Here is a 12,109-nt window from a genome sequence, read left to right on the forward strand (position 1 = left end):
ACGAATAATAAATCAATACTCCATTGCGCTTATCTCAAATAGCGCGCCGATAACGAATTCAGAATTTAAAACCTTAAAGTTTGGAGTAATTATTATGAGCACCAACCACCTGTTATTAAGTCCGTTCACTCTGCCCAATGGTACTGAGTTGAAAAACCGCATTCTGATGGCGCCAATGACCACCTGCACCGGCTTTTACGACGGCACCGTCACCAGCGAGCTGGTTGAATATTACCGCGCCCGTGCTGGCAGCATCGGCACCGTGATTGTTGAATGCTGTTTTGTCGATGATAAAGGTCTGGCATTCCCCGGCGCTATCGGTATCGATAACGACAGCAAAATCGACGGTCTGGCAAAAATCGCCGCAGCCGTGAAATCTCAGGGCTCAAAAGCCCTTTTGCAGATTTATCACGGTGGCCGCATGAGCGAGCCAAAACTGATTGGTGGCCAGCAGCCGGTCGCGCCAAGCGCACTGGCGGCACCACGTGACGGTGCGGCCACACCGGTGGCACTGACGGCAGATGAAGTTGACGGCATGATCACCAAATTCGGTGAAGGCGTGCGTCGTGCGATTGAAGCCGGTTTTGACGGCGTGGAAATCCACGGCGCGAATACCTATCTGATCCAGCAATTCTTCTCGCCGAATTCCAACCAGCGTGACGACAAATGGGGCGGCAGCCGCGAAAACCGCGCCCGCTTCCCGCTGGCTGTTCTCGATATCACCCATGAGATGGCGAAGAAATACGCCGATTCCTCTTTCATCATCGGCTATCGTTTCTCACCAGAAGAGCTGGAAGAACCGGGGATCCGTTTTGCCGACACGATGTATCTGCTGGAACAGCTTGCTGCCCGCGGGCTGGATTACCTGCATTTCTCCCTCGGTTACTCGCTGCGTCCTTCCATTGTTGATACCACGGATCCAACGCCACTGATCGACAAATATGTCACGATGCGTTCCGACACACTGGCCAAAATTCCGGTGATGGGCGTGGGCGGTATCGTGAATAAATCCGATGCGGAAATGGCGCTTGAACACGGCTATGACATGATCGCCATCGGTAAAGCCTGCATCGCTTATCCGGACTGGACTGACCGTATCGCAGCCGATCAGAAACTCGACCTGTTTATTGACAGCACACAACGCGAAGCGCTGACCATTCCTGAACCGCTGTGGCGTTTCTCGCTGGTGGACGCGATGATCCGCGACATGAGCATGACCTCGAAGAAATTCAAAGCCGGTGTGTTCCGGGAAAAAGTGCAGGATCCTGCACATGAACTGGCCGTTAACGTCAGTCTGGAAACCGACCGCATTACGGATATCGCGCTGGAAGCGGGCGCGGACACGGATGTGGAATTCACCACCAGCTTTGAAATTATCCGCAGCCGTATTCTCGACGCTAACAGCCCGCACGTCGATGCGGTGACCGGCGCAACGGAACAGAGTGAAGCGGTGAAAAAAGCCGTTTCCAAAGCCATCGCCAAATCCTGCAAAGCGCAGTTGCTGGAAGAGGGCGGCAGCCTGAATGAACCACAAAACTACGACGTTGTGGTCGTCGGCAGCGGCGGTGCCGGTCTGGCGGCAGCGATTCAGGCCTGTGACGAAGGGGCGAAAGTCCTGATCGTCGAGAAAATGTCGACCATCGGCGGTAACACCATTAAAGCGTCGGTCGGTATGAACGCCGCGGAAACCCGTTATCAGCGCCTGAAAGGTATCGAAGACAGCAAAGAGCTGTTCTATCAGGAAACCCTGAAAGGCGGTCAGTTCAAAAACAATACTGTGCTGCTTAAAGAGTTCATCGAACGTGCGCCGCAGGCGGTGGAATGGCTGGCCGATCACCATATTGAACTGAGTGACATCACCATTACCGGCGGGATGAGCATCGACCGCACGCACCGTCCGGCGGACCGCAGTGCAGTGGGCGGCTTCCTGATCAGCGGTCTGGTGAAGAATCTTAACAAACGTAATATCGACGTGATGCTCGATACGTCGGTCACTGAAATCCGTTATGCCGATGGTGCGGTACAGGGCGTGCAGTTGCTCAATGACGACAATGAAGTGCTGATGATTAATGCCAAAAGCGTGATCGTCGCCACCGGCGGTTTCAGCGCCAACCGCGAAATGGTGGTGAAATATCGCCCTGAACTGGACGGTTTCGTGACCACCAACCACAAAGGCGCCACCGGTAGCGGCATCGCCATTCTGCAGAATATTGGCGCAGGCACGGTGGATATGGGCGAAATTCAGATCCACCCGACAGTTGAACAAACCACGTCTTATCTGATTTCAGAGGCCATTCGTGGCGGCGGGGCGATTCTGGTCAGCCAGGCGGGAAAACGTTTCTTCAACGAAATGGAAACCCGCGACAAAGTATCGGCGAACATCATCGCATTGCCGGAGAAATTTGCTTACGTGGTGTTTGACGAGCAGGTGCGCCTGAACAATAAAGCGGCTGATGAATACATTGCGAAAGGGTTTGTTATCAGCGGCAGTTCACCACGTGATCTGGCGGCGAAACTGGAAATGAACTCCGATGCCTTCCTGGCAACGCTGGAAAGTTACAACGTCGCCGTGGATAAACAGCACGACACGGAGTTTGGCCGTAAAACTGCGCTGCGTCACCCGATCAATCAGGGGCCGTTCTATGCTATCCGTATCGCACCCGGCGTGCATCACACCATGGGTGGCGTAACCATCAACACCGAAACCTGCGTGCTGGACGCGCAGCAACAGGTGCTCGGCGGCGCATTTGCGGCGGGTGAAGTGGTTGGCGGTATCCACGGCGGCAACCGTATCGGCGGTAATGCCGTTGCAGATATCATTATCTTCGGTATCCTTGCAGGGCAAAACGCCGCGAAATTCGCGATGCGGTAACCGTTTATCACGCAGGGTATTACAATGACGCCAGACGATCGTGTTTATGCTTATTCCGCTGTTTTGATGGGTTCACCCATTCTTCTCAAGCTGTTTGAACATAACGAAAGTCTGGCGTCTGGCGTTTTCAGGCTGATCAAATTGCAGGAAAACACCTTCACGGTGAACCGCGCGCACTCCGATATTATGGCGATTAACCATGCCGCAGGACGTGACCCTGTCACCGTCAGCGAACCGGTCTATGCATTAATCCGCCGTGCGAAAGCCATCAGTTGCCTGCCGGACAGCCATTTTAATTTCACCATCGGCCCGCTGGTCAAGCGCTGGAAAATCGGCTTCAACGGTCACACCATCCCGGCGGCTCAGGATATCAAGACATTGCTGGCGCTGACCGATCCTGAAGACGTGATCCTCGATGAACAAACCCGTTCGGTGTTTCTGCAAAAAGCCGGAATGGAAATCGACCTCGGAGCGATTGCCAAAGGTTATATCGCCGATGTCGTGCGGGATTACCTGCGGGAACAACAGGTTGAGAACGCATTAATCAATCTGGGCGGTAACGTACAAACGCTGGGTTCCGGTGCGGAAGGGACATGGGCGATTGGGCTGAAAAAACCGTTTTCGGACCCGGACGCGCTGATCGGTGTGATCAACGTCATCGGTAAATCGGTGGTGACGTCCGGTATTTACGAGCGTTATTTCGAACTGGACGGTCACTGTTATCATCATATCCTTGACCCGAAAACCGGTTATCCGCTGGATAACGAACTGCTCAGCGTGACCATTATTTCTGAGGATTCAATAGACGGGGATATCTGGACAACGTTGCTGTACGGGATGGGCGTGGAGAAGAGTCTGGCATATATGTCGCAGATTCCGCACATCGAGGCGATTTTCGTCACCCGCGACGGGCGGATTATCTTGTCATCTCAGCGGCAGTTTACCTTCATGCCACTGGATGACTGTTATCGTCTGGTGACTTACTGACAGTACTGCTTCAGCAACGAGTAGTGATCGGCCTGCAGACGGTAACGATATACCGGCCGGCCCGTGACGCCGTAGTGAATGCTGGTGAACAAAATGTTCATCTGTGCCAGCCAGATCAGGTATTTACGACAAGACACCCGCGAAATATTCACTGACGTTGCCAGTTCATCCGTGGAAAATTCCATTGTCGGATGGGCATCAATCCACTGACACAAGGTGCGTAATGTCTGCAGCGTTAAGCCTTTCGGCAACTTTTTGGTGTCCGCCGCCGCAGTATTGTTGCCGTGGATCAGCCGGTCAACGTCTGACTGTTCGTAATACTGCTGATTATCCATCAGTGTTTTCTTCTGCTGCCAGCCGGTCAGTGCTTCCTCGAAACGGGAAAACTGGAACGGTTTGATCAGATAATCCACCACGCCATAATTAAGCGATTTTTTGATGGTTTCTGCATCTGCAGCCGAAGAAATGACAATGACGTCGACAGGCCGTCGGGCGTTACGCAGTTCAGGCAGCAAATCCAGCCCGTTATCCTGCTGCATATAGACGTCGAGCAAAATCAGATCGATAGACAGTTCTGAATTCAGTACCAGATCTTTCGCCTGTTGCAGCGTCGACGCGGTGCCGCAGCACGCGAAGCCGTCAATCTGGCCGACATAACATCGGTTCAGCTCTGCCACCATGGCATCATCATCAACTATCAGTACATTGATCAAGAATTTGTCCTCTCGGCATCCCAGGGAAGTTGTACAAAAAATTGAGTGTAAACATCAGGTTCCGATTCTACAGTAATCGTTCCGCCGAGGCTTTCCACTTGCTGTTTAGCAAGAAAAAGTCCCATGCCCCGCTGATCGCCTTTCGACGACACACCCTTTTCGAATATTGCGTCAATATTTTCCGGCTGAATGCCCGGCCCGTCATCACTGACGATGCAGGCCAGCGAACCATTCTGATAGTGCAGCAAGACGCTGACTTCACCATCAGGCTGATCGCCAAGCGCATCCAGCGCATTTTCAATCAGATTGCCCAGCACGGTAATCAGTGCTGCCACCTGATCTTCATTATTATTATCCGGCAGCAGACTGTCATCGCTGAGCGTTAACAGATGCCGGGTGTCCGATGCGCGGTTCATCTTGCTGAGCAGGAAACCGGCAATCACCGGAGACTTTATTTTCAGCAACAGTGAACCGATTTCCGCCTGATAGTTATTGGCCGTTTTGAGAATGTAATCCTCAAGCTGAGCATAACTTTTCATGTGCAGTAATCCGAGGATCACATGCAGTTTGTTCATGAATTCATGCGAACGTTCACGCAACGAATCTGCATAGTTTACCATGCCGCTCAGGCGCTGCATTAACTGGCTGACTTCGGTTTTATCCCTGAATGTGCATATCGCGCCAATGATGACGCCGTTGTTGCGTACCGGTACGGTGTTGCTCAGCAGCAAACGCCCCTTGAAGTTGATTTCTTCGTCACGGCGCGGCACGCCGGTATTGAGCACATCGCGAAGGTTGGCGATAAGTGGCAGGGAATCGGCGTCCGGCGTTACGTCGATGGCGGTTTCACGGAAAGTCTGCCGCGCCGTCTGGTTGATCAGCGTGACATGCGCCTGATCGTCGACGGCTATCACCCCTTCTTTGATCGACTGCAACATCGCCTGACGTTGTTCAAACAGCGTCGAAATTTCATAAGGTTCCAGCCCGAACAAAATACGTTTGAGCAATTTCACCAGACAGCAAGTGCCCAGCGCGCCGACCATCAGGCCGAAAAGCACCGTCCACAGAATACTCCAGCGACTTTTATTGATTTGCTCAGTGACTTTGACCAGCGAAATCCCGATGGCAACCACACCGATTTGCTTATGGTGGTCATCATAGACCGGCGTGAATACGCGCAGCGCTTTGTCGAGCGTACCTTTGTTGATGGAGACATTTTCGTTGCCGAGCAGCGCCGGATTAATGTCATCGCCGATAAAATGATGACTGATCACATCCGCATTCGGATGCGAATAACGGATGCCATCCATATTGGTGACCACAATAAAGAGCAGGTCATTACGTTTTTGCACTGCGCTGGCGATGGGCTGAATAATATTACTGTCAGGAGGCAGCAGCAGAGCGCGTTTTGTTTCGGGCAAATCTGCCATGGTTCTGGCGACGGCCAGGGCCTTTTCTTTCACACCATCGCGGGTGGTGTCGCTCACCTGAACAAAATAGAGCATATGGACAACCAGCAAAACAGACGCAATCACGGCGCTTATCATCAGGCTGACTGACGTGCTGAGTTTCATGGGGTGCTTGCGCACGGAATGGCGTTGCTGCGAGTCGCTCATGGGAGCCCCGGAGAGAATAGAGCCAAATGCTCATTGATAATTTTGATGGTTCGCGTTGTTCATCCGGTGGTATGGCGTAGAACTCTGCGTGAACCATCCCTGTTCACGCGTAATGATATGTTTATTTGCTTGATACTTCCGCTATTTATTACTTTCGAAAGTGCGATTTACGGTGCGGGAACCTCAATAAAAAAGGCCCGAATCTCTTCAGGCCTTATCTTTGCAATCCTGATGACAGATTACTGGAAGTAAATATCGCCGTTTTCGGCTTTGAGGATCTTCCCGTCGGTGTCGGTGATCAGCGCGTAGCTGCCGCCGATGTAAGTCCAGTGGCTGCCCGCATCGGGTGCAGGCAGGTGACGTTCCTGCCAGCCGACGATTTCATAGGGTTTGGTGCGGTACAGCGCAGGCACCTGATCGCCGATGGAATACAATTTGGAATCATCGTAGAACGATTTGATTTCATGTGAGTTTGACGCGGCAAATGCCGTGTTAGCCAGAGGTAACAACGATGAAACAACCAGGGCTGATAACATAACAATTTTAGAATGACGCATAGATTATCCCGTTAAAACCATCAACTTAATGCCTGCCTCGGTGATATGCCGCCAGTCCGTTGTATGAGCAGTAAAGCCGAAGCCTGTGCTTTTTCTGTAGGGCAGGATAATAACGAGAAAGTGAGCGCAGGCTGGGAGGTTTTTTTGTGTCGAAATGCAAATGGCGCAACAGCCAGCCCGGTCATGATGACATTTAAGGCTGTGCTGTTGCTGATATGACTTCAGAACCGTCCGATGATTTCAACCAGCCTGTCTGTATGTTCTATGGTTAAGGTTCATTCATTTTCTACATGCGTTTTGTAGATTCATTTTAAAAATAAGGAGTGTTTATGAACAACAAAACAATCCCGATCTCCCTGAATGAACCTCACGTTGATGCGTATCCGACGCCGCCGTTTGAGCATCAGAAGCAGCCGTTTCCGGGGCTGGCCAGCAAAATGCACCCGGTACCCGATCATGGCGAAAAAACCTACAAAGGCAGTGCCCGGCTGGAAGGCCGTAAAGCGCTGATCACTGGCGGTGACTCCGGCATTGGTCGTGCGGTGGCGATTGCCTTCGCCCGCGAAGGTGCGCAGGTCGCCATCAATTATCTGCCGGACGAAGAGCCCGATGCCAAAGAAGTGGTCGATCTGTTATGGGCCGAAGGGCGGAAAGTGATCGCCATTCCGGGCGATATCCGTGACGAGAAATTCTGCCAGCAACTGGTGAAAGAGGCCGAAGAGAAACTCGGCGGGCTGGATCTGCTGGTCAATAACGCCGGTCGTCAGCAGTTCTGTGATTCGATTAAGGATCTGACCACTGAAGCGTTTGACGCCACGTTCAAAACTAACGTGTATGCGATGTTCTGGATAACCAAAGCGGCGCTGGAATTCATTCCTCGCGGCGGTTCGATCATTAATACCACCTCCGTGCAGGCGTTTTTACCGAGCGATAACTTGCTCGATTATTCATCAACCAAAGCCTCGATCATGGCCTTCACCAAAGGGCTGGCTAAACAGCTCGCGGAGGACGGCATCCGCGTGAACGGCGTTGCACCGGGGCCATACTGGACGCCGTTGCAGATTTCAGGCGGTCAGCCGCAGGAAAAAATTGAGTCATTTGGTGAGCAGGCTCCCCTGAAACGTCCGGGGCAACCCGCGGAAATCGCCGCGATATACGTGACGCTGGCCTCAAACGACAACAGCTATTCCTCAGGACAAATCTGGTGTTCTGATGGGGGAACCGGCACGGTATAAGCCACCTTCAGCAACGCCAAAGCCCGTCATTGACGGGCTTTTTTATTCAGGCATTTTCCCGCGCATCGGTACGTCATAAATAATTACGTTGCTAATGAATTCGTCATAACCCGTCATCTTTACTCATCTTTTACAGGTACCAGATAACCACTGCTTTTATTCTTCGTGTCTGTGTGATTACCCGCGCTCTGCATGCGGGCTTTTTTTTGCCTTAAAATGCTTTGATAGATATCGATTTCATAATAAGCAATCAGATTATTCCAATTATGCTATATTTGAAGGAATCATTTTCTTTTTTGTGCAGAGTGCATCACATGCCGGATATCAAAATTGTTTGCGAGCAATGCGGGGCAGATCGTTTCATCGCCGCAGTGAACTCGCCCCTGGCAGAGACCGTACATTCTCTGATTTGTGCCGTTTGCCAACACCCGGTGCGGGTGGAAGAAGTTGTTATCTTCAGGGACGGTATGTACATCAGCGGTTCCTATGACACTTTCCTGACCGAACCTGGCAAATTGCATAATTTTATTCTCTGAATATTCAGCGTTCGTTTTGCCTTACTGGCAATAAACATTGAAGCGCAAACAGACAAAGATATCACCATGATTAATGTCAGCCCGCCCAGTTGCCCCCGGCCCATGCCTGCTCCTGCAAATAACGACGAGATAAACAGCAGGACTGGTGTCCGGTGTTTCCCCGTTACCATTTTTAGTGCCAGTTCAGTATCACAGGTCGTCTGGCCTACACGCCGTCCTGCAACTTTCTGATTTTATTCGCGGATTTCAGAGACTGATTGAGATCCTGAATGCGCTTCATGGTTTTCAGGGTCCGCGATGCGGTAGCCGAGGCAAGGGATAAAATCAGCATTTCAAGACAGACCAGTACCGTGCCATGGAGCGGCATGCGGCCATTTTCACCACCGCGCGGAACATTGATGACAATATCAGCTTGCTTTGCAAAAAAAGAATCACTGGCGTTGGTCAGTAAAATGAGGGGGATATTCAGACGCTTTGCTTCCTGTATTGCCGTTCTGCCCTCACGATGAGCACTTTTCTGCGCCATCATGATCAGAACATCACCGCGTTGCAGGTTTATGAGCTGTTCCGCCAGCGCAATGCCTGAGCGGTTAAGTGATACTGCCGGAATGCCAATCCGGCTAAAAAGCCGTGTGCTGTAGTCCGCTAAAATGCCTGAAGCGTTCAGACCAAACACCGCCACCTGGCGCGCATTAATCAGCAGCGCGATAGCTTCAGAAATGGCCTGCCGGTTAGCGGGCTCCGCCAGCGTATCGCAGGCACGTTTATGCCCGTCGAGAACGAAGTTGATACCCGAATTGATATCGCTGGCCAGTTCGCTGACCGTCGTGCTCATCTTCTCTTCCGAGTTCACCGCCGTACCAAACCAGGCTTCCAGCGTCTTTTTCATGTCGCGTAATCCGGCGAAACCGAGTGCCTGAACGGCGCGTACTACAGTGGCATCCGAAACTTCTGTCGCGGCTGCAATATCCATTGCCGTGGCTTCCAGCGCCGATTCACGGTTGTTGTGGATATAAGACACTACCGCCTGCAAGCCGGGAGACAGTGAGGGCGCCCGGGCGCGGTAGCGTTCACCGAAAACATCAATACGTCTTTTTACCGGAATGGCAGCCATGTAATTTTACCGATCCTTTTAGTTTTGAAAGGCTTACCGGTGAATGCAAAGCATTCACACTGTGGGTTTATTTTAACAATGTAGCGTTTTTAGCAGCAAAAATATTCAAATTCTTCTGTGCTGAACCGGAACCCTGTGCGGCTGAAACGTCGGGTTTCAATAAAAATTATTTAAAAACAGTTTGTTAAGTTCTGCTGAAAGCAAGATGCCTGCCGTAAAGTCATGATTTCTTCCTGTAGCAAAATTCTGAAACATATCATTTACTACTACATATCTGCATGTTGGAATGATTATCAATTGCATTACGGGGAAGTGCGTTATATTTAACACCGGGTTGATTGAAATGAATAATAAAAAACTGTTTGATTTTAAAAGAAAAGGCCATCCGGCGATTCTTGCTGCTATTTATGGCGTTGCGATGCTGGCGCCTGTTACGGGGTATTCAGCCGCAGACAGCGACACGCTGACCATCACCGGAAATGAGGCGAATGATCAGGGATACAGCGCAGGCACCAGTTCTGTTGCCAGTAAAACGCCCACACCGCGCCTTAACGAGGCACAATCGGTCAGCGTCGTGACCCGACAACAACTTGACGATTATCAGGCCACAAGTCTTTCTGATGCGATGCGTTTTGTCAGCGGTGTCAGTGAGGGGAATACACTCGCGGGCACGGAAGATGGATTTGTCCGGCGTGGTTTTGGTTCCAACTCTGATGGTTCCATTTATCGCGACGGCGTCCGCAGCAGTCAGGGTCTCAATTTTGATGCCACCACCGAGCGGGTTGAAGTGCTGAAAGGTTCCGCGTCATTACTCTACGGGATCCAAAACCCCGGGGGTGTCATCAACCTGGTCAGTAAAAAACCGCAGTATGACTGGCACACCAAAGTCAGCGGACGTTACGCCAGTGAAGGTGGCGGAGCAGGGACAGTGGATGTCACCGGCCCGCTGGGTAATGGTTTTGCTTTTCGCATGATTGCGGAAAAACAGGATCAGGATTACTGGCGTAATTTTGGCAGTGATAAACACACCCTGATTTCGCCTTCACTGCAATGGTACGGCGAAAAGGCCAGTTTCCTGATCAGCTATTCTGATTACCGCTACGACATTCCATACGATCGCGGAACCGCTTTTATTAACGGTAAACCGATCGATATCGGCTATAAGGACCGGCTGGATGAAAAGTCAAACCGCGCCTGGGGTCATAATAAAACGCTGAACGCCCATTATGACTGGCAGTTCAGCGATGACTGGAGCACCCGCCTGACGCTGGGATGGAACCAACGCCGCTACAATAATGACGAAGTCAGGGTGACAGCGGTTAACGCGACAACCGGCGCCGTGACGCGCAGGGCGGATGCCAATCGCGGTTTTAATCACAAGACCAAATATGTTTCCTGGGATCTGCTGGGTTCACAGGACATTCTGGGTATGAATCATGATCTTGTGCTGGGCACTGATTATGAGATGAACCAGACTTATCGTGCGCATCAATACCAGGGCAAAGCCAACAGCAGCTTCAACTTTATGGATCCGCAATACGACATTCTCTCCCCGGTCGCCGACAGCACGACTGAGAATACGGCTAACGGCAATAACCTGAACCGGATACACAGTCGTTCGGTGTATGCCAAAGACAGCATTTCACTGACACCGGACTGGATTGCGGTGCTTGGCGGCCGTTATCAACATTATGAGCAGCGAGCCTCAAAAGGTTTTGATCCCGTCGTTCAGACGCTTGATTCCGAAGGGAATAAGTTTTTACCTCAGGCCGGTCTGATTTATAAAGTCACGCCAGAGGTGTCTCTTTACAGCAGCGTCAGCAAATCCTTTACGCCTTCAACGGATGTAGACGATGACGGCAACGTAGGAAAACCTGAACAGGGCACGACCTGGGAAGTGGGCAGTAAATGGCAGATTACGCCACGCATGTTTGCCAGCGTGGCGCTGTACCGTATCGATGAGCGGGACATGTCACTGAGCATTAACGGCGAAACACGCGCCATTGATAAAGCACGTTCCAGCGGGGCGGAATTTGAGCTTAATGGTGAGATCCTTCCTGACTGGGAAGTCAGTGCCAATTACAGCTATGACAAAGCCGAAATTGTGGATGACGGTGAAAACTCTGCGAATAACGGCAACCGTTTGCAGAATGCGCCGCGCCATTCGGGCGCACTCTATCTGAGCCATAATCTGGTGATTGACGGCCTGCCGGGTGATTTCCGTGTCGGCGGCGGGGCGCGTTATGTCGGCACCCGTGCGGGAGACCCGGAGAACAGTTTCACGTTACCTGATTATGTTGTGGCTGACAGTTTTGTTGCGTGGAACAACCGTCTGTTCGGGGAGAAGACGCAGCTGAAACTCAACCTGAATAACCTGTTTAACAAACATTATTACACGTCCAGCGGCGGTAACCTGCGCGTGCGCGAAGGTGAAACCCGTAATCTTATGGTGCAGGCAAGTGTTGAATTCTGATCTGCG

9 protein-coding genes are annotated in these 12,109 nt (G+C 51.5%); 5 read left to right on the top strand and 4 right to left on the bottom strand.

Going from position 1 to position 12,109, the window contains the following annotated elements:
• The first annotated feature begins 94 nt into the window (after nt 1-94).
• Nucleotides 95-2,872 carry a flavocytochrome c gene (locus AACU55_RS08165; RefSeq protein WP_134705387.1) on the top strand — a complete coding sequence of 926 codons (2,778 nt, stop codon included), beginning with the start codon at nt 95-97 and terminating at the stop codon, nt 2,870-2,872.
• A 24-nt stretch (nt 2,873-2,896) separates the two neighbouring features.
• Complete coding sequence (locus AACU55_RS08170) at nt 2,897-3,859, top strand: FAD:protein FMN transferase (RefSeq protein WP_134705388.1); 963 nt, start codon at nt 2,897-2,899, stop codon at nt 3,857-3,859.
• Here AACU55_RS08170 and dcuR read toward each other — a convergent pair.
• The 3 genes from dcuR to AACU55_RS08185 all read right to left on the bottom strand — a co-directional run bounded on the left by dcuR (nt 3,853) and on the right by AACU55_RS08185 (nt 6,745).
• Complete coding sequence (gene dcuR, locus AACU55_RS08175) at nt 3,853-4,572, bottom strand: two-component system response regulator DcuR (RefSeq protein WP_014416701.1); 720 nt, start codon at nt 4,570-4,572, stop codon at nt 3,853-3,855. The genes AACU55_RS08170 and dcuR overlap by 7 nt on opposite strands.
• Complete coding sequence (locus tag AACU55_RS08180; protein ID WP_134705389.1) at nt 4,569-6,188, bottom strand: sensor histidine kinase; 1,620 nt, start codon at nt 6,186-6,188, stop codon at nt 4,569-4,571. The genes dcuR and AACU55_RS08180 overlap by 4 nt, the downstream gene beginning before the upstream one ends.
• A 239-nt stretch (nt 6,189-6,427) precedes the next feature.
• Nucleotides 6,428-6,745: an RcnB family protein gene (locus tag AACU55_RS08185; RefSeq protein ID WP_013578291.1), complete on the bottom strand. Its 318-nt coding sequence runs from the start codon at nt 6,743-6,745 to the stop codon at nt 6,428-6,430.
• Nucleotides 6,746-7,074: 329 nt separating this feature from the next.
• Here AACU55_RS08185 and AACU55_RS08190 point away from each other — a divergent pair, with 329 nt between their 5' ends.
• Both AACU55_RS08190 and AACU55_RS08195 read left to right on the top strand, forming a co-directional pair.
• Nucleotides 7,075-7,980: an SDR family oxidoreductase gene (locus AACU55_RS08190; RefSeq protein WP_013578292.1), complete on the top strand. Its 906-nt coding sequence runs from the start codon at nt 7,075-7,077 to the stop codon at nt 7,978-7,980.
• A 314-nt stretch (nt 7,981-8,294) separates the two neighbouring features.
• Nucleotides 8,295-8,516, top strand: a complete 222-nt coding sequence (locus AACU55_RS08195) for a hypothetical protein (RefSeq protein ID WP_013578293.1) — start codon at nt 8,295-8,297, stop codon at nt 8,514-8,516.
• A 205-nt stretch (nt 8,517-8,721) separates the two neighbouring features.
• Here the strand turns inward: AACU55_RS08195 and AACU55_RS08200 are convergent, their stop codons facing one another.
• Nucleotides 8,722-9,630: a MurR/RpiR family transcriptional regulator gene (locus AACU55_RS08200; RefSeq protein ID WP_013578295.1), complete on the bottom strand. Its 909-nt coding sequence runs from the start codon at nt 9,628-9,630 to the stop codon at nt 8,722-8,724.
• Between the two features lie 343 nt (nt 9,631-9,973).
• Between AACU55_RS08200 and AACU55_RS08205 the strand changes: the two genes are divergently transcribed.
• The gene (locus tag AACU55_RS08205; protein ID WP_134705391.1) at nt 9,974-12,103 is read left to right on the top strand and encodes a TonB-dependent siderophore receptor; all 2,130 of its coding nucleotides are present in this window, start codon (nt 9,974-9,976) and stop codon (nt 12,101-12,103) included.
• Nucleotides 12,104-12,109: the final 6 nt, after the last annotated feature.

This window comes from Rahnella sp. CJA17(1/100) (assembly GCF_963881615.1).
GTDB classification, from domain to species: domain Bacteria; phylum Pseudomonadota; class Gammaproteobacteria; order Enterobacterales; family Enterobacteriaceae; genus Rahnella; species Rahnella aceris.